Source organism: Comamonas sp. E6 (genome assembly GCF_001010305.1).
Lineage (GTDB): Bacteria > Pseudomonadota > Gammaproteobacteria > Burkholderiales > Burkholderiaceae_C > Comamonas > Comamonas thiooxydans.
This window is the reverse complement of record NZ_BBXH01000002.1, coordinates 1-19,520: the sequence shown is the minus strand read 5'-3', so window position 1 is coordinate 19,520 and position 19,520 is coordinate 1. Positions and strand designations below refer to the sequence as shown.

Below are 19,520 nucleotides of genomic sequence, written 5' to 3'. Positions count from 1 at the left end.
ATGAACCGCCCTTTTAACTTCTCCGCAGGCCCCGCCGCCATCCCTGAAGAAGTGCTGCAAACCGCAGCCGCCGAAATGCTGGACTGGCACGACTCCGGCATGGGGGTGATGGAAATGAGCCACCGCGGCAAGGAATTCATCAGCATTTACGAAGCCGCCGAAGCCGATCTGCGCGAGCTGCTGGCCGTGCCCGCCCACTTCAAGATCCTGTTCATGCAGGGCGGCGGCATTGCCGAAAACGCCATCGTGCCCATGAATCTGTCGCGCGCCGGCGTGGTGGACTTTGTGGTGACCGGCAGCTGGAGCCAGAAGTCGGCCAAGGAGGCCGCCAAGTACGCCAGCGATGCCAATGTGGCCGCCAGCGCCAAGGACAGCGACTACACCACGATTCCCGCCGCCAGCAGCTGGAATCTGAGCCGTGGCGCCAGCTATGTGCATATCTGCAGCAACGAGACCATTCACGGCGTGGAATTCCACGAGCTGCCCGACCTCCAGGCCCTGGGCTCGGATGCACCGCTGGTCATCGACTTTTCCTCGCATGTAGCCTCGCGCTCCATCGACTGGAGCCGCGTGGGCCTGGCCTTTGGTGGCGCGCAAAAGAACATCGGCCCCGCGGGCCTGACCATCGTCATCGTGCGCGAAGACCTGCTGGGCCATGCCCTGCCCGTCTGCCCCTCGGCGTTTGATTACAAAACCGTGGCCGACAACGGCAGCATGTACAACACGCCCCCCACCTGGGGCATCTACATGGCCGGCCTGACCTTCCAGTGGCTCAAGCGCCAGACCGAAGGCGGCCTCAGCGGCGTGGCCGCCATGGAAGCGCGCAACATCGCCAAGGCCAAGCTGTTCTATGACTATGTGGACCAATCCTCGTTCTACGTGAACAAGGTGGCCGCGAACTGCCGCTCGCGCATGAACATTCCGTTCTTCCTTCATGATGAGTCGCGCAATGACGCCTTCCTGGCCGGCGCCAAGCAAGCCGGCCTGCTGCAGCTCAAGGGCCACAAGTCCGTGGGCGGCATGCGTGCCAGCATCTACAACGCCATGCCCATAGCAGGCGTGCAGGCGCTGGTCGACTACATGCGTGACTTCGAGCAACGTCAGGCCTGAGCCCCACCCTTAGCCTTGTAAAAAGATGAGCTGCCACCGCTTGATCTGCAAGTACTTCACCAAGGTATTGGTTTGAATTCCTTGTGCAACAAGCGCCAGCAGCTACGAAATTTGAGAGATTCATGAGCCAAGAACCCCAAGCCAGCCCCGAGCTGTTGTCGCTGCGCAACCAGATCGATTCCCTGGACCGCCAGTTGCTGGAGCTGGTCAACCAGCGCGCCCATGTGGCGGAGCAGGTGGGCGAGCTCAAGAAGAAGGAAGGCTCGGCCTTCTTCCGCCCGGACCGCGTGGCCCAGGTGATCGAGAAGATCAAGTCCAACAACCCCGGCCCGCTCAAGGGCGCGCATGTGGCCGCCATCTGGCGCGAAATCATGTCGGCCTGCCTGGCGCTGGAATCCCCCCAGCGCGTGGCCGTGCTCGGCCCGGCCGGTACCTTCTGCGAGGAAGCGGCGATCCAGTACTTCGGCGGCGCGGCCGACCTGATGTACTGCAACAGTTTCGAGGAAGTCTTTCACGCCACGGCCGCCGGCAGCGCCCAGTACGGCGTGGTGGGCGTGGAGAACTCCAACGAAGGCGTGGTCACGCGCTCGCTGGACATGTTCCTGCACACGCCCTGCCATGTGGTGGGCGAGGTCAGCATGCTGATCCGCCACAATCTGATGCGCACCAGCAACACGCTGGACGGCATCGAGGTCGTGGCCGCCCACCCCCAGGCTCTGGCCCAGTGCCAGGGCTGGTTGTCCAAACATCTGCCCCATGCCGAACGTCGCCCCGTGGAGAGCAATGCCGAAGGCGCGCGCCTGGCGGCCCTGCATCCCAACTGGGCCGGCATTGCCGGTGAGCGCGCCGCCCAGCAGTTCGGCCTGCACATCGTCAGCCACGCGATCCAGGACGATGCCTACAACCGCACGCGTTTTGCCGTCATCTGCCTGCCGCACACGCTGGCCACGGCCGCGCCCAGCGGCAGCGACTGCACCAGCCTGGTGGTCTCGGTGCCCAACACCGCAGGTGCCGTGCATGACCTGCTGGTGCCGCTGAAAAAGCACGGCGTCTCGATGACGCGCTTCGAGTCGCGCCCGGCCCGCACCGGCCAATGGGAGTATTACTTCTACATCGACATCGAAGGCCACCCGGCCCAGGCCAATGTGGCCGCCGCCCTGCAGGAGCTGCAGGGCCTGTGCGCGTTCTACAAGGTGCTGGGCACCTACCCGGTGAGCAAGTGATGGCGACTCAGGAATTGCAGCCGTTCGAGCAGCTCGGCTTGATCGGCTGCGGATTGATGGGCGGCTCCTTCGCCCTGGCACTCAAGAAGGCCGGCCTGGTCAAGCGCGTGGTGGGCTACAGCAAATCGCCTTCGACCACCGAACGTGCGCGCCAGATGGGCGTGATCGACGTGGAGGCACCTTCCGCCCTGCTGGCGGCGGCCGGCGCCGATCTGGTGCTGCTGGCCGTGCCCGTGGCGGCCACCGAGGCCACGCTCAAGTCCATCAAGCATCTGGTCACGCCCCAGATGATGATCATGGACGTGGGCTCCACCAAGGTCGATGTGGTGCAGGCCGCACGTTCGGCACTGCGCGACCAGATCGGCAGCTTTGTGCCCGCCCACCCCATCACCGGCAAGGAAGTGGCCGGCGTGGAGCACGCCGATGTCAAGCTCTACCAGGGCGCCCAGGTCGTGCTGACACCGACGGAGCGCACGCTGACCGCGCATCTGGCCAAGGCCCAGGCGCTGTGGCAGGCCCTGGGATGCAAGGTCACGGCCATGTCGCCCGAGGCCCATGACAGCGCACTCGCCACCGTCAGCCACCTGCCCCATCTGCTGGCATTTGCCATGATGCAAAGCGTGCTGAACCAGCCCGGCGCCGACGATATGCTGGCGCTGGCCGGACCCGGTTTCCGCGACTTCACGCGCATAGGCGCAGGCGACCCCAAGCTCTGGCGCGATGTGCTGCTGGCCAACCGCGATCAGGTCCTGGCCCAGTCGCGTCAGTTCCGCCAGGCGCTGGAGCAGCTCGAAGGGCTGATGCAGGCCAACGACGGCCAGGGACTGCAGGACCGCCTGACCCTGGCCAGTGCCGCACGCGCCGAATGGACCATGGGCGGCAAGCGAGGCTCTTAAACTAGCGGCGTCGATCTATTCACCCAACCGCCACAGACACCGGGCAACGCCCGCCGCGCAGCCCGGTGTCGAAGCAGCCAGGCTGCACAGGGGGTTACGAGAGTTTTATGTTCACCACTGAATTTCTGGACCTGCCCGCACTGGATTCCGCCAACGGCAGCGTCAGCCTGCCCGGCTCCAAAAGCATCTCCAATCGCGTGCTGCTGCTGGCGGCGCTGAGCCAGGGCACCACCACCATTCACGACCTGCTGGATTCGGACGACACCCGCGTCATGCTGGCCGGACTCAAGCAGCTGGGCTGCAGCATCACCCCGGATGCCGTCACACCCGGCCAGGCGATTGACGTCACCGGCATCGGCGGTCAGTTGCCGGCCGGCACCGCGGCGACGCTGTTCCTGGGCAATGCCGGCACGGCCATGCGCCCGCTGACTGCGGCGCTGTCGGTGCTGGGCGGTGACTTCGAGATGACGGGCATTCCCCGCATGTACGAACGCCCTATCGGTGACCTGGTCGATGCGCTGCGCCAGCTGGGCTGCAAGATCGACTACCTGAAGGATGAAGGCTTTCCGCCCCTGAAGATCGGCCAGCCCGATTTCAGCCAGCTGGGCAGCGAATCCATCAAGGTACGCGGCGATGTCTCCAGCCAGTTCCTGACCTCGCTGCTGATGGCCCTGCCCCTGTTGGCCAATGTCCCCGGGGCACAGCGCGACATCACCATCGAAGTGGTGGGCGAGCTGATCTCCAGGCCCTATATCCACATCACGCTGGAGCTGCTGGCGCGCTTCGGCATCGCCGTGAAAAACGACAACTGGCAGCGCTTTGTGATCCCCGCAGGCAGCCGCTATCAGTCGCCGGGCGCCATCCATGTGGAGGCCGATGCCTCGTCGGCCAGCTATTTCATCGCTCTGGGCGCGATTGCCACCGGCACCACCGATGACGCCGATGCCGACAACGCGCCGCAGCCCAAGAGCATACGCATTCTGGGTGTGGGCCAGGACTCGATCCAGGGCGACATCCGCTTCATCGAGGCCGCCCAGGCCATGGGCGCACAGATCGAAAGCGGCCCCAACTGGCTGCAGGTCAGCCGTGGCAGCTGGCCTCTGAAGGCCATCGACCTTGATTGCAACCATATTCCCGACGCGGCCATGACGCTGGGCACCATGGCGCTGTATGCCGACGGCGTGACCACGCTGCGCAATATCGCCAGCTGGCGCGTCAAGGAAACCGACCGCATTGCCGCCATGGCGATCGAGTTGCGCAAACTCGGCGCCTCGGTGGAAGAAGGGGCTGACTACATCCGCATCACCCCTCCAGCCGGCAAGGCCGCCTGGAAAGCGGCCAGCATCCACACCTATGACGACCACCGCGTCGCCATGTGCTTCTCCCTGGCGGCCTTCAACCCGGCCAAGCTGCCGGTGCGCATAGAAGACCCAAAATGCGTGGCCAAGACCTTCCCCGACTATTTCGAGGCGCTGTTCTCCGTCAGCGAAGCCGAGCGCGAGCATATTCCCGTGATCTGCATCGACGGGCCAACGGCCTCCGGCAAGGGCACGATTGCCGCAGAAGTCGCCAGAGCCCTGGGCTATCAGTTGCTGGACTCCGGCGCGCTGTACCGCATCACCGGCCTGGCCGCATCGCGTGCCGGCATGACGCTTGACGAGTCGAACGAGGAAACCATTGCCGAGATGGCACTGGACATGCCCGTGCGCTTCGATGCGCAGCAGCGTGTCTGGCTCGGCGACGAGGACATCAGCCTGGCCATTCGCAGCGAAGAAGCCGGCATGAATGCCTCGCGCGTATCGGCCCTGCCTGCCGTGCGCACCGCGCTGGTGGATCTGCAGCTGTCCTTCCAGGCCCTGCCTGGGCTGGTTGCCGATGGCCGCGACATGGGCACGGTCATCTTCCCCCACGCCCCGCTGAAGGTCTATTTGTGGGCGTCTGCCCAGTGCCGCGCCGAGCGCCGATATAAACAGTTGATTTCCAAAGGAATTTCAGCTAATATGTCCACCCTTTTGGCAGACCTTGAGGCGCGCGACGCGCGCGATATGAATCGCAGCACCGCTCCGCTCAAGCCCGCCGAGGATTCTTTGCAGCTCGACAGCTCCGAGATGACCATTGAAGAAGTGGTTGCCCAGGTGCTGTCGTGGTGGCAGGAACGCCAGCCGTTCGGTCGTCCTTGAAATTTCTAGCTTGAAGTTTCAAGGCCAGCCCTGCATCTGGCTTGTTGGCCCTTGATGCCAGGTTCTCGCAGACCGCGGACCGGCAGCAAGGTTGTTAACCTTTAACCCCCGTGGGCCTCAAACCCACAACCTCCGCAATCAGTCTTAAAAACGCTTGGCAATGGTGCCGACGGAAACCTGGTTGCGGGCAAGGAACTACATGTCTGAATCTTTTGCCGCCCTTTTTGAAGAGTCGTTGACACGCACCGAAATGCGTCCTGGCGAAGTTATCACCGCTGAAGTCGTGCGCGTTGAGCACAACTTCGTGGTGGTGAACGCCGGCCTGAAGTCGGAAGCCTACGTGCCCCTCGACGAGTTCAAGAACGACCAGGGCGAAGTCGAAGTCCAAGTGGGTGACTTCGTGTCCGTGGCCATCGGCTCCATCGAAAACGGCTACGGCGACACCATCCTGTCCCGTGACACCGCCAAGCGTCTGGCTTCCTGGCTGTCGCTGGAAAAGGCTCTGGAATCCGGCGAATTCGTGACCGGCACCACTTCCGGCAAGGTCAAGGGCGGCCTGACCGTTCTGGTCAACGGCATCCGCGCATTCCTGCCCGGTTCGCTGATCGACACACGTCCCATCAAGGACCTGACTCCCTACGAAAACAAGACCCTGGAATTCAAGGTCATCAAGCTGGATCGCAAGCGCAACAACGTGGTGCTGTCGCGCCGCGCTGTGGTGGAAGCCTCCATGGGCGAAGAGCGCGCCAAGCTGATGGAAACCCTGAAGGAAGGCGCTATCGTTCAGGGCGTGGTCAAGAACATCACCGAATACGGTGCGTTCGTGGACCTGGGCGGTATCGACGGCCTGCTGCACATCACCGACATGGCATGGCGCCGTGTGCGTCACCCCTCCGAAGTGGTGACTGCCGGCCAGGAAATCACTGCCAAGATCCTGAAGTTCGACACCGAAAAGAACCGCGTGTCCCTGGGTCTGAAGCAAATGGGCGACGATCCCTGGATGGGCGTGGCTCGCCGCTACCCCTCCGCTACCCGTCTGTTCGGCAAGGTCACCAACATTGCCGACTACGGCGCATTCGTGGAACTGGAACCCGGCATCGAAGGCCTGGTGCACGTTTCCGAAATGGACTGGACCAACAAGAACATTGCTCCCACCAAGCTCGTGTCCCTGGGCGACGAAGTGGAAGTCATGGTTCTGGAAATCGACGAAGACAAGCGTCGCATCTCCCTGGGCATGAAGCAGTGCAAGGCTAACCCCTGGCAAGAATTCGCCCAGAACACCAAGCGCGGCGACCGCGTGAAGGGCCCCATCAAGTCCATCACCGACTTCGGCGTGTTCGTGGGTCTGGCTGCCGGTATCGACGGCCTGGTGCACCTGTCTGACCTGTCGTGGAACGAAGCCGGCGAAGCCGCCGTTCGTAACTACAAGAAGGGTCAAGAAGTCGAAGCCATCGTGCTGGCCGTGGACGTTGAGCGCGAGCGCATCTCCCTGGGCATCAAGCAGCTGGACAGCGATCCCTTCACGACCTTCGTGACCGTGAACGACAAGGGCCAAGTTGTGACCGGCAAGGTCAAGACTGTGGACGCCAAGGGCGCTGAAATCGACCTGGGCGAAGACATCATCGGCTACCTGCGCGCTTCCGAAATCTCGCAAGACCGCGTGGAAGATGCTCGTTCCGTCCTGAAGGAAGGCGACGAAGTGACTGCCGTGGTGGTGAACGTGGATCGCAAGAGCCGCAACATCCAGCTGTCCATCAAGCAAAAGGATCACGCTGAACAGCAAGTCGCCATGGCTTCCCTGTCGGCTCAGTCCTCCAAGGAAAACGCTGGTACCACCAGCCTGGGCGCTCTGCTGCGCGCCAAGCTGGACGCTGACAAGTAAATCTTGCATCAGCCGGTCAGCCAGCTCGCCTGACTGACCGCCAAGCGTCAAAGACAACGGGCGCCCTGTGCGCCCGTTGTTGTTTTCAACCTAGAGCCTCCGCCACCCGATGACCCGATCCGATCTCGTCGAAGAACTTGCCGCCCAATTTGGCCAACTCAACCAACGTGATGCCGAGCAGGCCGTCAAAACCATTCTGGATGCCGTCAGCGATGCCCTGGTGCGCGGTCACCGTATTGAAATTCGCGGCTTTGGCAGCTTTGCCATCAATCACCGCCAGCCCCGCATAGGCCGCAACCCCCGCTCCGGCGAGTCCGTTCAGGTTCCCTCCAAGCGCGTGCCTCATTTCAAGCCCGGCAAGGCCCTGCGCGAAGCCGTGGACAATCTCAAGGCCGAAGACTCCGCTGCCCAGCAGCCGCAGATCGCCTGAAGTCCGCGGGCACCGTCAGCCACATCAGGGCTGACCACGCCGTCCGTTTGCCAGTCCGCGCATGGGCTGGCCTAAAATCTTCCCGTCACACAAGGCGCATAAAGGGAAGCATGAAATACCTGCTGTGGCTGCTCAAGGCAGCCATTTTTTTCACTCTGTTCGCATTCGCACTCAACAACCAGCAAGACGCCACCGTGCATTTCTTCTTTGGCACGGCCTGGACGGCACCTCTGGTGCTGGTGGTTCTGGCTGCTTTCGCGCTGGGCCTTTTTGTCGGAGTGCTGGGCATGGTGCCACGCTGGCTCAAGCATCGCAGCGCAGCGCGCGAAGCACAGGCCACTCAACAGGCACCGAACGCCGCAGCCAACGCCACCAGTGCAGCACCTGCGGTGAAGGAACAGAACTCTTCTTCGATCATTGCGCCGGGCGACGTGCATGGAATTTAATCTGACTTGGATTTTGCTGGGCCTGCCTGCAGCCTTTGTGCTGGGCTGGCTGGCCTCCCGCTGGGATTTGCGCCAGGTGCGAGCCGACAACCGCCAGGCTCCCAAGGCGTACTTCAAAGGTCTGAACTTTCTGCTCAACGAGCAGCAGGACAAGGCCATCGATGCCTTTATCGAGGCCGTACAGAACGACCCCGATACCACCGAACTGCACTTTGCACTGGGCAACCTGTTTCGCCGCCGCGGCGAATACAACCGTGCAGTGCGCGTCCACGAGCATCTGCTCAGCCGCGCCGACCTCACCCGCCCCGACCGGGACCGTGCCCAGCATGCACTGGCACAGGACTTTCTCAAGGCCGGCCTGCTGGACCGCGCCGAGGAGGCACTGAACCGCCTGGAAGGCACGCAGTACGAAGGCGAAGCACGCCTGGCGCTGCTGGCCATCTACGAGCGCTCGCGCGACTGGGCCCAGGCAGCGGCCATCGTGCGCAAGATGCAGGCCGCCGGCCAGGGGGACTTCAGCACCCGGCTGGCCCACTATCTTTGCGAAGACGCGCAATCCCAGGTGGCCCATGGCCAGCTCGACAAGGCGTTTGCGCAGCTGCAACAGGCCTTGGAGACTGCGCCGCAAGCTCCGCGTCCCCGACTGGAGCTCGCCCAGCTCCAGCATCGACAGGGCCGTTCCGCACAGGCTTTGTCAAGTCTTCAGGCGCTGGCGCAGAACAGCCCAGCAGCCCTGCCCCTGGCAGCCAGCCTGCTTGTGGAAGTGGCCGAGGCAACAGGCGCGCTCGCCGAGGCTCGCGATCTGCTGCTCAAGCACTATGAACAGGCACCCTCGCTGGATCTGCTGCAGGCACTGGTCGCAGTCGATCAGAAAAGCGGTGACGCTGCAGCCCCCGGCCGCCAGCGCCTGGTGCAACACCTGGAGCATGAATCTTCCCTGGTGGCTGCCGCCCAATGGCTGGAAGGCGAGACACTGACCGAAGAGCAGTACCATGCCACCGTGCAGAAGGCGCTGAACCACGCCACCAAGCCCCTGACCCGCTACCGCTGCGCAGCCTGCGGCTTTGAAGCCCGCACCCATTTCTGGCATTGCCCCGGCTGTCAGAGCTGGGACAGTTACCCCGCACGCAGGGTCGAAGAGCTGTAAAGCACTTCCAGAAGACAAAAGAGCGCCCCTGGGCGCTCTTTTTCAATGCATGCAGGCGGCTCGTTTAATGGTCACCCCACTCATCGGCCGGCATATCCTGCTTGCCGATCAACCAGGGCAGGCGCGAAGACACGCCGACCAGAACCCCCACGGCCCAGAACAGAGCCGAGACACCGACCACCGTGCCCAGCGAGCCGAACAGCACCGGCATCAGCACGCTGGAGCCGTTGATGGCCATCATGCGCAATCCCAGCGCCTCGCCATGGCGCTCGGGTGGCGTGATCTGATGGATCATGCTCATCACCATGGGCTGCACCGATCCCAGCACTACGCCCAGCAAGACTGAACAGGCACCCATGGTCCAGGCTCCTGGCATGAAGGGATAGGCGATGAACAAGGCGCAGGCCGCAACCATGGCCCCCAGCACCACCTGCGATTCGGCCAGGCGGCGCGTGATGATGGGCATCAGCATGCGGATCACGGCCGCAGCAATCGCAAAAGCACCCAGGATGCTGCCTATCACCGAGGCAGGCAGTCCGCGCTCATGGCCCAGAATTGGCACGACAAAGGTGTGCACGTCCCAGCAAGAGGAAAGCGCCCAGTTCAGCAGCAACAGGCGCCTGAAGCCCCGGTTCTGTACCAGATCCCAGGCCGTTGCCTTCTGGTTCGCACTCTCGGTCTGCAACGCGGGCAGCTCCTGCACCGTTCTTGCCCAGAACCAGGCCGCCAGAGGCATCAGGGTCAGCAGCAGGAAGGCCGCCCTGAAACCTGTGGTGCTGGCCGCTTCGCCGCCGGCGTAGTCGATCAGCAGACCGGCCGCGAAAGGCCCCAAAAAATTGGAGATGGCCGGCCCGATCGCCAGCCAGCTGAAGACCTTGCGCAGCTCGTCCTTGTTGTGCGCCATGCGCCCCACATGGCGCTGCAGGGCGATCAGTGCCATGCCGGCTGCGCCGCCCGTCAGCAAAGCGCTCAGGCACAGCACCGGATAAATCGGGAACAGCACCGCCACTCCCGCTCCGGAACAGGCGGCCACCACACTGATGATGAGCGGGCGCTTGAGCCCGTGACGGTCCGCATAGCGCCCCGCGGGCAGGGACAGAAACACCTGGGTCAGCGCAAACAGCGCCAGCAGCATGCCGACCGCAGCCGCGCTATAGCCCTCCTTGAGCGCCAGCAGCGGCGTGGCCATGCGCATGCCCGTCATGGTGCCGTGGATACAGACTTGCGCAAGAATCAGGCGCAGCAGGGCCGCGTTCATTCCTGGTCCTCGGCGGCAAGCTGATCACCCTCAGCCGACGCAGCCGGAAACAGGGGTTGACCCTGACCGTCTCCATTCGGCAGCTCCTGCACATTGCGCAAATGGCGCTGAATGGCGCGCGTGCGCACACCCACCTGATCAAACTTGCGCGCGGCGGCATCGATGGACTTGCGCGTAGCCTCCACCACCTCGCCGAACTTGCCGAACTCGGTCTTGACCTGACCGAGCACGCCCCAGACTTCGGAGGAGCGTTTCTCGATCGCCAGCGTCTTGAAGCCCATCTGCAGGCTGCTGAGCATGGCGGCCAGATTCGCGGGACCGGTAATCACGATGCGATGCTCATTCTGCAGCGCCTCGACCAGTCCCGGACGGCGCAGCACTTCGGCGAACAGGCCCTCGGTGGGCAGATACATGACGGCAAAGTCCGTGGTGTGCGGCGGCGCGATGTACTTGCTCGCGATCTTTCTGGCTTCGCCGCGAATCGATGTCTCGAAGGCATTGCCTGCAGCGGCAATGGCCACGCGATCTGCGCTGTCCTGGGCATCCTGCAGGCGCTGGTAATGCTCGACCGGATATTTGGCATCGATGGGCAGCCAGATGGGCTGCTCGTCGTTGCGGCCCGGCAGCCGGATGGCGAACTCGACCAGCTCATCACTGCCAGGCACGGTCTTGACGTTTCTCGCGTACTGCTCGGGCGTGAGCACATTGTCGATGATGCTGCCCAGTTGCAGCTCGCCCCAGGTGCCGCGCGACTTCACATTGGTCATCACGCGCTTCAGATCGCCTACGCTGCCCGCCAGGGTCTGCATCTCGCCCAGCCCCTTGTGCACCTGCTCCAGCCGATCGCTGACCAGCTTGAAGGACTCGCCCAGACGCTGCTCCAGCGTGGCATGCAGTTTTTCATCGACAGTGCGGCGCATCTCGTCGAGCTTGAGGGAGTTTTCGCTCTGAATCGTGGCCAGTCGCTCGTTGAGCGTTGTGCGCAGTTGCTCGGCCGTGGTCTGCTGGCCCTGCGCCAGCGCAGCCAGTTGCTGGCTCACCGCATCCTGCAACACGGCAAACTGATGGCGCAGTTGCTCGCCATTGCTTCCCAGCTGATCCTTGAGCGCAGCCCCCATATTGGTACTCATATGCGTGAGCTGCTGCTGGATATCGCCCTTGAGCGAGTCCAGCGTGCCGCGCGTCGTCTCGGCCAGGGCCTCGAAGCGCTGCTGGACATGGACTGCCTGCTCGGCACTGCTTTGGGCCAGTGCCGCGCGGGCTTGCTGGCTGTCACCCGTCAGCCGCTGCGCTAGCTGGGCAACGTCTTCACGAAAGGATGCCAGCGCCGCCGCCTGCTCGCGCCGTGCGGCCAGTGCATCTTGCTGGGCCTGGGCCAACTGGGTCTGCACATGCTGGGTGACACGGTCCAGGGCTCCATCGCTCTTGGCCACCGTCATCTGGGTACTCTGGCTGCTGCGCTCCAACTGCTGCAGCCTGACATCCAGCGCCTGCAATCCCTGCAGCAGCTGGGCTTGCAGCCTCATCGCATCAGGGCCGAGAGCAAGTTCCGTCTGACGGCGCAGCCCCTGCAGCCACCACAGCAGCACCAGAAGCAGGCCCACCATCAATACGGCCAGCGCCGCCAACCCAAGCCACCACGTAGTCACTGTCTTGCCACGCCTTTCGCACTCTTTTTTCATAGCTGCAAGCGCTTATCAGAAAAGCGCTACAGACCTATTCATTGAATTTCCGCCCTAGGCATTGCAGACTGAAGTTTGCAAGCACTAGCGCGCAGGCAAATTATCAGTCCTCAGAGCCAAGAAAAATTCAATGCGATCAGAAGTGCTGCTTCCGACTGCAGCCTTGGTGACAGCAAGGCTGCAATCGGTTGACGCAAGAATCAGGCGTCGGGGCCCACTTGCTGGGCAATGGCCATGGCGAACTTGCCGCCGCCCACGGACCAGTCGGAATAGTCGTTTTCGTGCGTGAAGATGAACACATCGCTGGGTGCGACGTCCGCATCTTTTTCCAGATTGGCGGCGATGTTGGCATACAGCGCGCGCTTCATGGCATCGCTGCGCCCACGGCGCATGGTGATCTCGACCACGACCACGCGGTCCGAGCGCTTGTAGCCGTTGAAAGTGCGGCTGAAGAAGAACTTCTGCTCGTCATATTCCTCAACCATGTTGAACAGCTCATCGGCGGGCATGCCGATGCCGTCGATCAGGGCCTGATGAATACCGTTGACGATGGCCTGGCGCTGGGCGGGCGTGGTGTCCTTGTGGACGCTGGTGCGGATAAAAGGCATTGCTGTCTCGCTTGATATAAAAAAGCCCGCTGTGCGCACAGACGCCAAGCGGGCAGAAATTATCAAAGCCGACAACGCACTCAGAGCACGTATTCGCCCTCAAACTGATATGACGTGATACGGCCTAATCTCGGCATCAGGCCAACTGATTGACGGGCGTCAGCGGCCCCTTGCCGGCAAAGAACGAGATCAGGTTGTCTGCCGCCAGCCCCGCCATGGCCGTACGCGTACCCTTGGTGGCGCTGGCGATATGAGGTGTCAGCACCACATTGGGCACGGTCAGCAGATCCGGATGCACGACAGGCTCACCCTCGAACACGTCCAGCCCCGCTGCGGCAATGCGCTTATCCTTGAGTGCCTGGGCCAGAGCCGCATCGTCGACGATGCCGCCACGCGCAATATTGATCAGCGTGGCTGTGGGCTTCATCTGCGCAATTTCTGCCGCGCCTATGGTGTGGCGGTTTTCGGGGGTGAATGGCAGCACCAGCATCAGATGGTCTGCACGTTCGAGCAGCTCCTGCTTGCCGACATAGCTGGCCTTGCACTCGGCTTCCAGCGCAGCATCCAGACGCGAGCGGTTGTGATAGATCACCTCCATGCCAAAGCCGTAGGCCGCACGGCGTGCAATGGCCTGACCGATGCGGCCCATGCCCAGGATACCCAGCGTGCTGCCATGCACCTCGGCACCCGCAAACAGGTCGTAATGCCAGTCCTTCCAGAGCCCGGCACGCAGATAGTGCTCGCTCTCGGCAATGCGGCGCGCCGTGGCCATCAGCAGGGCAAAGCCGAAATCAGCCGTGGTCTCGGTCAGTACATCGGGGGCATTCGTGCCCTGCACGCCTGCGGCCGTCATCGCGGGCACATCGAAATTGTTGTAGCCCACAGCCATGTTGGCCACGATCTTGAGCTGCGGGCAGGCGGTCAGCAACTCGGCATCGATGCGCTGCGAACCCGTGGTCAGCACGCCATCCTTGCCCTGCAACTGCTGTGCCAGCTCTGCCGGAGACCAGACCACATCGTCCTGATTGGACTGCACTTCAAAATGCTGCTGCAACCGCTGCACCACCTCGGGTGAAATGGCGCGGGCAATCAAGATACGGGGCTTTTGACTCATCGCGTTGTCTCCTCATTCATCTTTTTAGAACATATCAGCTCGCCCGGCACAGCCCGAGCTATCAAGCAAGGACCGTCCCGCAGCAATGATGTCACCCCCCTCAAGGGGAGAGCCATCACCTAAACCAAATCCAGGTAATCAAAACCAGCAGAGGTACCAGCACGCAGACCGACCAGAGCATGTAGCCGAAAAAGCCCGGCATCTTCACGCCGCGATCTTCGGCAATCGCCTTGACCATGAGATTGGGCGCATTGCCAATGTATGTGTTCGCTCCCATGAACACGGCACCGGCAGAAATGGCTGTCAGCGTCAGCGCCATCTCGGTCATGAGGTGCGCGGGGTCGCCACCGGCGGTATTGAAGAACACCAGATAAGTCGGAGCGTTGTCGAGGAAGGAGGACAGCAGACCCGTGGCCCAGAAATACATGGCCGGGTTGGGCGTGCCATCGGCATTGGTGACTGCGCGCACCACGGCTCCGAACGGGCCATCGACACCGGCTTTAAGCATGGCGATGACGGGAATGATGGTCAGGAAAATACCTGCAAACAGCTTGGCCACTTCCTGCATGGGACCCCAGCCGAACTCATTGGCCTGATGCACACGAGCGGGTGTGAGCTTGAGCGAAAGCAGAACCACGGCAAGCAAACCCAGATCGCGCACCAGACCGGGCAGGCCCACATGGGTCCCGGCGATCTCGATACCCGCAGGAGTGCGCCAGATGCCGCTGACCAGCACTAGAGCCACCACCACCATCAGCAGCACAAAGTTCACACGGCCTTCAAAGCCCAGGCGGCTTTGAGCCCCGGTCACATCCATGCTGGGCGTGGGATCGGGCAGATCGGTCTCGCCCTTTTGCCCCATCAGCTTGTGATCTATCACATAGAAGATGGCCAGCAGCGCCAGCGTGAGGAATAGCATCGGGCCCCAGATATGGCTCACCGTCCAGAAGAAGTCCACCCCCTTCAGAAAGCCCAGGAACAGCGGCGGATCTCCGAGCGGCGTCAACGCCCCCCCGGCATTGGAGACGATGAAGATGAAAAACACCACCACATGAGCCTGATGACGGCGGTTGTCGTTGGCGCGCAGCAAGGGACGTATCAGCAGCATCGAAGCCCCGGTCGTGCCCATGAAGCTGGCCAGCACCGCTCCAATGGCCAGGATGGCGGTATTCAACCCCGGCGAACCACGCAGATTGCCGCGCACATAGATGCCTCCGGCCACCGTGTACAAGGCGGTCAGCAGGATCACGAATGGCAGATACTCGGCCAGCAAGGCATGCACCAGATTCACGCCCGCCGCGCCCAGACCATAGACCAGCGCAAAAGGCAGCAGGAAGGCCAGCGCCCAGCCGGCGGTGACCTTGCCGAAATGGTGATGCCAGAATTGCGGAAGCAGCAGCGGCAGCAGCGCAATGGACAGCAGCATGCCCACAAACGGCAGGCCCCAGGCCACGGACATGGCTGCGCCGTCAATGTCTGCGGCCTGCGCGGTGGCCGCTGCCAGCGTCAGCAGCGCGGCCGCAGCGGCTTTCATAAAAGATTTGCTGTTCAAACGCCCATCCTCTCTGCTCTTTGCCCTGCAACAGGCATAACTCCCGCCAATGATTCTTTGATTTCTATGCAGGCGAAACCGGCTCCGGCGGCGCAATGCTGAACACCTGGCGCAGATAGGCCAGGTATTTTTCATCGTCACACATGCTCTTGCCCGGTGTGTCCGATAGCTTTGCCACGGGCTGGCCGTTGCAGCGCGTCATCTTGATCACGATCTGCAATGGCACATGCTCGCGGGGATTTCCCAAATCGTTGGTCAGATTGGTGCCGATGCCGAACGCCAGCTGGCAGCGACCGTTGAAGCGCTCGAACAGCCCGATGGTTTTGGGGATGGTCAACCCGTCGCTGAAGATCAGCACCTTGCTCAACGGATCGATCTTGTTGGCCTTGTAATGCGCTATCAGGCGCTCGCCCCAGTCAAACGGGTCGCCGCTGTCATGACGCGCACCGTCAAAAAGCTTGCAGAAGTACAGATCGAAATCACGCAGAAAGGCCGACATACCATAGACGTCGGACAGCGCAATCCCCAGATCGCCCCGGTACTCGCGCGCCCAGGACTCGAAGCCGAAGATCTGGCTGTCGCGCAGGCGCGGGCCCAGCGACTGGCAGGCCTGCAGATATTCATGGGCCAAGGTGCCCAGCGGGATCAGGCCCAGCTTCATCGCATACAGCACATTGCTGGTGCCCGCCAGTTGCCCCTTGCGCTGGCCGTTGACGCGCGCCGCCCCCGAATGACCCAGCCTGGCGCAAAGCACCCGCAGCACCTCTTCATGCCAGGCCCTGGAAAAGCGCCTGCGGGTGCCGTAATCGGCAATCTTGAGCGACTCAAGGCCAGGCGCCTGCAGCAGTTCGATCTTCTCGTCCAGGCGCTTGCGTCCTTCCAGAAAGTTGGGGACGGGCTGGGTATTGCGGAAATACACCTCGTTGACGATGGCCAGCACCGGGATCTCGAACAAGATGGTGTGCAGCCAAGGGCCCTGGATGGTGATGTCGATCTCGCCGCTGGCCAGGGGCGTGACCGTGATGTATTTGTCGTTGAGCTGGAACAGGCTCAGGAAATCGACAAAATCGCTCTTGATGAAACGCAGCGAACTCAGATAGGCCAGCTCGGCATCTTGAAAGCGCAGCTTGCACAGAGAGCGGATTTCTTCGCGGATTTCATTGACGTACGGAGCCAGTTGCACGCCAGGGTTGCGGCATTTGAAGCGGTACTCCACCTGCGCGCCCGGAAACTGATGCAGCACCACCTGCATCATCGTGAATTTGTACAGGTCGGTGTCTAGCAGACTGGTGATGATCATGGACGACGGTGGGCCTGACGGTCCGTTCAGTCATGGAACAAGGCTGGCTCAAAACACAGGCTGCGCCAGCCTCAACAGAGACTGGTGAGTGTAGGCGATTCCACACCCTGCACCGTACTCACGGCCCCTAAGCGCTTCTTGCAGATGCGGGCTTCGGATTTGCCGCCAGATATATCAATCGGATCAGAATCAAACCTTTGATATACATACGCAAGAAGCTATCGTTTTTGCTATTCACCAGCGGGCTCTGCACGCAGCAGTGACTGTAGTGCCGCCCGCAAGGGCTCGGGCAAAGGCACGGGCCGGCGCGTCTGTCTGTCGACATAGACATGCACAAAATGCCCGGCAGCAGCCGACTGGCTCGCCCCCCTGGCAAACAGACCCACTTCATAGCGCACGCTGGAGCTCCCCAGATGGGCCACGCGAATACCCGCTTCCACGGCTTGCGGGAAAGCCAACGAGGCAAAGTAATTGCACTGGGTCTCTATCACCAGGCCAATCGTCTGCCCATCATGAATATCCAACGCGCCCTGCTCTATCAGATACGCATTGACCGCGGTATCAAACCAGCTGTAGTAGATGACGTTGTTCACATGACCGTAAACATCGTTGTCCGACCAGCGGGTGCTGATTTCACGAAACACGGGATAGGAGTCGCGCGCCTGCGGCTGGGCGCGCAAAGGTTTGCCATGAGATAACGATGCAGTCATGCAGTCATTTTGCAGAGCCGCCCCGGCGCCGCCAGCACCACCGCGACAGGGCTTGCAGGTTGTCACTCATCAACGCATGACGCACCGCACAAAGAAAACACGCCACTTCAATTTTTGTCAGTTATCAGACATAACAAAGTCTTTTAAAAATCAGATACTTATCAAAAACAAAGAGTCATTAATTTTTTTGCTGCAGCGCAACAAATTAAAGCTTGCATTGCCACAAATTCTCTTTCACAATGCACCCATGCTGCACTGCAACATACGGCTGGCAAAGATAGCGGTCATGTCAGGGCAGACGTTTCCTCCGGTCCGATCCCTTTGTTAGATCCGTAATTTTGGAGAATTGCCATGAGCCTGACCCCTGACCAAATCCTGAGCGCACAAAAAGCCCACTTCGAGACACTGTTCGGCCTGACCAGCAAAGCTTTCGAAGGCGTGGAAAAGCTGGTGGAACTGAACGTCACCGCCTCGCGCGCCGCACTGGCCGAAGCTGCCCAGCACACCCAGGCCGTGCTCAGCGTCAAGGACGCTCAGGAACTGCTGACTCTGCAAGCAGGCCTGTTCCAGCCGCTGGCCGAGAAAACCGCTTCCTACAGCCGCCACCTGTACGACATCGCCAGCAACACTGCCGGCGAATTCAACAAGACGCTGGAAGCCCAGTCCACCGAAGCTCGCAAGAACTTCAATGCCCTGCTGGACAACACGACCAAGAATGCTCCTGCCGGTTCCGAATCCGCTGTTGCCATGGTCAAGAGCGCAGTCTCTGCCGCCAACAACGCTTTCGAATCCGTGCAAAAGGCTGTGAAGCAAGCCTCCGACATGGCCGAAGCCAACTTCAACGCTGCCACCAAGACAGCAACCGAAGCTGTCAAGGCCACGACCGCTGCCAAGCGTTAAGAACATGGTTACTGACATGCTTGGCAAAGACTAGGGTTTACCCTATAATCACCAGCATGTCAGGTCGGCATACATTGAATCAGATGCTGACCTTGCGCAAGTTGTCTCCTTGGATCCTCCTGAAACCCCCGTTTCATGGATCCCTTCAAAGCCCAGTCTTCCCGATTGGGCTTTTTTTTATGCGCGCTTTCCTCAGGTCGCCAGTTCCTTCACTCTGTGCATAATTGACGTTTACGTCAACGTCAATAGACATCGAACAAGGAGACAGTTCATGCAGATTCAGGATCGCGTATTCATCGTGACCGGTGGCGCTTCAGGCTTGGGCGAAGGTACGGCGCGCATGCTGGCCGCCAACGGCGGCAAGGTCGTGATTGCCGACATGAATGCAGAGCGCGGCGAGGCCGTAGCCAGTGAGATCGATGGCGTCTATCTGCGCTGCGATGTCAGCAATGAGGCCGATGGTCAGGCCGTGGTCGCCAAAGCCACCAGCCTGGGCAAACTCGCCGGCCTGATCAACTGCGCCGGTATTGCACCGGCCGAGAAAACCGTAGGCAAGAGCGGCCCGCACAGCCTGACCGTCTATACCAAGACCATCATGGTCAACCTGGTCGGCACCTTCAACATGATTCGCCTGGCAGCGGATGCCATGAGCAAGAATGAGCCAGAGCCTACCGGCGAGCGCGGTGTGCTGATTTCTACCGCCAGCGTCGCAGCCTATGACGGCCAGATCGGTCAGGCCGCCTACTCTGCCTCCAAGGGCGGCGTGGTCGGCATGACACTGCCCATTGCTCGCGACCTGGCTCGCAGCGGTATTCGCAATATGACGATTGCTCCCGGCATCTTCGGCACCCCCATGCTGTTCACCATGCCGCAGGAAGTTCAGGATGCTCTGGCCGCCAGCGTGCCCTTCCCCAGTCGCCTGGGCAAGCCCGAGGACTACGCCAAGCTGGTCAAGCAAATCCTGGAAAACGACATGCTCAATGGTGAAGTCATCCGCTTGGACGGCGCCATTCGTATGGCCCCGAAATAATGGGTAAATCAAAGGCCTTGCCGCAAGGCCTTCTCTCCGGATCCGGGCAAAG

General features: G+C 61.6%; 17 protein-coding genes. 10 read left to right on the top strand and 7 right to left on the bottom strand.

What is annotated here, in order from left to right:
* The 8 genes from serC (at position 1) to lapB (ending at position 9,314) form a co-directional block, all read left to right on the top strand.
* Positions 1 to 1,110, top strand: a complete 1,110-nt coding sequence (serC, locus tag CSE6_RS00205) for a 3-phosphoserine/phosphohydroxythreonine transaminase (RefSeq protein ID WP_059439655.1) — start codon at positions 1 to 3, stop codon at positions 1,108 to 1,110.
* Positions 1,111 to 1,232: 122 nt separating this feature from the next.
* Positions 1,233 to 2,333, top strand: a complete 1,101-nt coding sequence (pheA, locus tag CSE6_RS00200; RefSeq protein ID WP_003067663.1) for a prephenate dehydratase — start codon at positions 1,233 to 1,235, stop codon at positions 2,331 to 2,333.
* On the top strand, positions 2,333 to 3,229 hold the full coding sequence (locus CSE6_RS00195) for a prephenate dehydrogenase/arogenate dehydrogenase family protein (protein WP_012837598.1): 897 nt from the start codon (positions 2,333 to 2,335) through the stop codon (positions 3,227 to 3,229). The genes pheA and CSE6_RS00195 overlap by 1 nt, the downstream gene beginning before the upstream one ends.
* 107 nt (positions 3,230 to 3,336) lie before the next feature.
* Positions 3,337 to 5,409 carry a bifunctional 3-phosphoshikimate 1-carboxyvinyltransferase/cytidylate kinase gene (locus tag CSE6_RS00190; RefSeq protein ID WP_059439654.1) on the top strand — a complete coding sequence of 691 codons (2,073 nt, stop codon included), beginning with the start codon at positions 3,337 to 3,339 and terminating at the stop codon, positions 5,407 to 5,409.
* Positions 5,410 to 5,608: 199 nt separating this feature from the next.
* Complete coding sequence (rpsA, locus tag CSE6_RS00185) at positions 5,609 to 7,291, top strand: 30S ribosomal protein S1 (RefSeq protein ID WP_003057144.1); 1,683 nt, start codon at positions 5,609 to 5,611, stop codon at positions 7,289 to 7,291.
* A 109-nt stretch (positions 7,292 to 7,400) separates the two neighbouring features.
* Positions 7,401 to 7,721 carry an integration host factor subunit beta gene (locus tag CSE6_RS00180; RefSeq protein ID WP_003067668.1) on the top strand — a complete coding sequence of 107 codons (321 nt, stop codon included), beginning with the start codon at positions 7,401 to 7,403 and terminating at the stop codon, positions 7,719 to 7,721.
* Between the two features lie 110 nt (positions 7,722 to 7,831).
* A complete protein-coding gene (locus CSE6_RS00175) occupies positions 7,832 to 8,167 on the top strand; it encodes a lipopolysaccharide assembly LapA domain-containing protein (protein ID WP_034378993.1) in 336 nt (111 codons plus the stop codon).
* Positions 8,157 to 9,314, top strand: a complete 1,158-nt coding sequence (gene lapB, locus CSE6_RS00170; RefSeq protein ID WP_003067672.1) for a lipopolysaccharide assembly protein LapB — start codon at positions 8,157 to 8,159, stop codon at positions 9,312 to 9,314. The genes CSE6_RS00175 and lapB overlap by 11 nt, the downstream gene beginning before the upstream one ends.
* Before the next feature lie 64 nt (positions 9,315 to 9,378).
* Here the strand turns inward: lapB and CSE6_RS00165 are convergent, their stop codons facing one another.
* The 7 genes from CSE6_RS00165 to CSE6_RS00135 all read right to left on the bottom strand — a co-directional run bounded on the left by CSE6_RS00165 (position 9,379) and on the right by CSE6_RS00135 (position 17,538).
* Positions 9,379 to 10,572 (bottom strand): MFS transporter, encoded by a 1,194-nt coding sequence (locus CSE6_RS00165; RefSeq protein WP_034358972.1) that lies wholly within the window; start codon positions 10,570 to 10,572, stop codon positions 9,379 to 9,381.
* Positions 10,569 to 12,179 (bottom strand): DNA recombination protein RmuC, encoded by a 1,611-nt coding sequence (gene rmuC, locus CSE6_RS00160; RefSeq protein ID WP_083994654.1) that lies wholly within the window; start codon positions 12,177 to 12,179, stop codon positions 10,569 to 10,571. The genes CSE6_RS00165 and rmuC overlap by 4 nt, the downstream gene beginning before the upstream one ends.
* 275 nt (positions 12,180 to 12,454) lie before the next feature.
* Complete coding sequence (locus CSE6_RS00155; RefSeq protein ID WP_012837593.1) at positions 12,455 to 12,862, bottom strand: tautomerase family protein; 408 nt, start codon at positions 12,860 to 12,862, stop codon at positions 12,455 to 12,457.
* A gap of 136 nt (positions 12,863 to 12,998) precedes the next feature.
* The gene (locus CSE6_RS00150; protein WP_059439652.1) at positions 12,999 to 13,976 is read right to left on the bottom strand and encodes a D-glycerate dehydrogenase; all 978 of its coding nucleotides are present in this window, start codon (positions 13,974 to 13,976) and stop codon (positions 12,999 to 13,001) included.
* A gap of 115 nt (positions 13,977 to 14,091) precedes the next feature.
* Positions 14,092 to 15,510 carry a sodium:proton antiporter gene (locus CSE6_RS00145; protein WP_012837591.1) on the bottom strand — a complete coding sequence of 473 codons (1,419 nt, stop codon included), beginning with the start codon at positions 15,508 to 15,510 and terminating at the stop codon, positions 14,092 to 14,094.
* Between the two features lie 82 nt (positions 15,511 to 15,592).
* A complete protein-coding gene (gene pncB / locus CSE6_RS00140; protein ID WP_059439651.1) occupies positions 15,593 to 16,828 on the bottom strand; it encodes a nicotinate phosphoribosyltransferase in 1,236 nt (411 codons plus the stop codon).
* A 230-nt stretch (positions 16,829 to 17,058) separates the two neighbouring features.
* Positions 17,059 to 17,538, bottom strand: a complete 480-nt coding sequence (locus CSE6_RS00135) for a thioesterase family protein (protein ID WP_012837589.1) — start codon at positions 17,536 to 17,538, stop codon at positions 17,059 to 17,061.
* Between the two features lie 351 nt (positions 17,539 to 17,889).
* Between CSE6_RS00135 and CSE6_RS00125 the strand changes: the two genes are divergently transcribed.
* Together CSE6_RS00125 and CSE6_RS00120 are read left to right on the top strand one after the other, a co-directional pair.
* Complete coding sequence (locus CSE6_RS00125; protein WP_003067688.1) at positions 17,890 to 18,438, top strand: phasin family protein; 549 nt, start codon at positions 17,890 to 17,892, stop codon at positions 18,436 to 18,438.
* A 271-nt stretch (positions 18,439 to 18,709) separates the two neighbouring features.
* Positions 18,710 to 19,468, top strand: a complete 759-nt coding sequence (locus CSE6_RS00120; RefSeq protein ID WP_059439650.1) for a 3-hydroxyacyl-CoA dehydrogenase — start codon at positions 18,710 to 18,712, stop codon at positions 19,466 to 19,468.
* Positions 19,469 to 19,520 lie beyond the last annotated feature (52 nt).

What these genes read in the sequence shown, in the direction of transcription:
- serC (WP_059439655.1), top strand. Translation starts at nt 1, where the DNA reads ATGAACCGCCCTTTTAACTTCTCCGCAGGCCCCGCCGCCATCCCTGAA.
- pheA (WP_003067663.1), top strand. Translation starts at nt 1,233, where the DNA reads ATGAGCCAAGAACCCCAAGCCAGCCCCGAGCTGTTGTCGCTGCGCAAC.
- CSE6_RS00195 (WP_012837598.1), top strand. Translation starts at nt 2,333, where the DNA reads ATGGCGACTCAGGAATTGCAGCCGTTCGAGCAGCTCGGCTTGATCGGC.
- CSE6_RS00190 (WP_059439654.1), top strand. Translation starts at nt 3,337, where the DNA reads ATGTTCACCACTGAATTTCTGGACCTGCCCGCACTGGATTCCGCCAAC.
- rpsA (WP_003057144.1), top strand. Translation starts at nt 5,609, where the DNA reads ATGTCTGAATCTTTTGCCGCCCTTTTTGAAGAGTCGTTGACACGCACC.
- CSE6_RS00180 (WP_003067668.1), top strand. Translation starts at nt 7,401, where the DNA reads ATGACCCGATCCGATCTCGTCGAAGAACTTGCCGCCCAATTTGGCCAA.
- CSE6_RS00175 (WP_034378993.1), top strand. Translation starts at nt 7,832, where the DNA reads ATGAAATACCTGCTGTGGCTGCTCAAGGCAGCCATTTTTTTCACTCTG.
- lapB (WP_003067672.1), top strand. Translation starts at nt 8,157, where the DNA reads ATGGAATTTAATCTGACTTGGATTTTGCTGGGCCTGCCTGCAGCCTTT.
- CSE6_RS00165 (WP_034358972.1), bottom strand. Translation starts at nt 10,572, where the DNA reads ATGAACGCGGCCCTGCTGCGCCTGATTCTTGCGCAAGTCTGTATCCAC.
- rmuC (WP_083994654.1), bottom strand. Translation starts at nt 12,179, where the DNA reads ATGGTGGGCCTGCTTCTGGTGCTGCTGTGGTGGCTGCAGGGGCTGCGC.
- CSE6_RS00155 (WP_012837593.1), bottom strand. Translation starts at nt 12,862, where the DNA reads ATGCCTTTTATCCGCACCAGCGTCCACAAGGACACCACGCCCGCCCAG.
- CSE6_RS00150 (WP_059439652.1), bottom strand. Translation starts at nt 13,976, where the DNA reads ATGAGTCAAAAGCCCCGTATCTTGATTGCCCGCGCCATTTCACCCGAG.
- CSE6_RS00145 (WP_012837591.1), bottom strand. Translation starts at nt 15,510, where the DNA reads ATGAAAGCCGCTGCGGCCGCGCTGCTGACGCTGGCAGCGGCCACCGCG.
- pncB (WP_059439651.1), bottom strand. Translation starts at nt 16,828, where the DNA reads ATGATCATCACCAGTCTGCTAGACACCGACCTGTACAAATTCACGATG.
- CSE6_RS00135 (WP_012837589.1), bottom strand. Translation starts at nt 17,538, where the DNA reads ATGACTGCATCGTTATCTCATGGCAAACCTTTGCGCGCCCAGCCGCAG.
- CSE6_RS00125 (WP_003067688.1), top strand. Translation starts at nt 17,890, where the DNA reads ATGAGCCTGACCCCTGACCAAATCCTGAGCGCACAAAAAGCCCACTTC.
- CSE6_RS00120 (WP_059439650.1), top strand. Translation starts at nt 18,710, where the DNA reads ATGCAGATTCAGGATCGCGTATTCATCGTGACCGGTGGCGCTTCAGGC.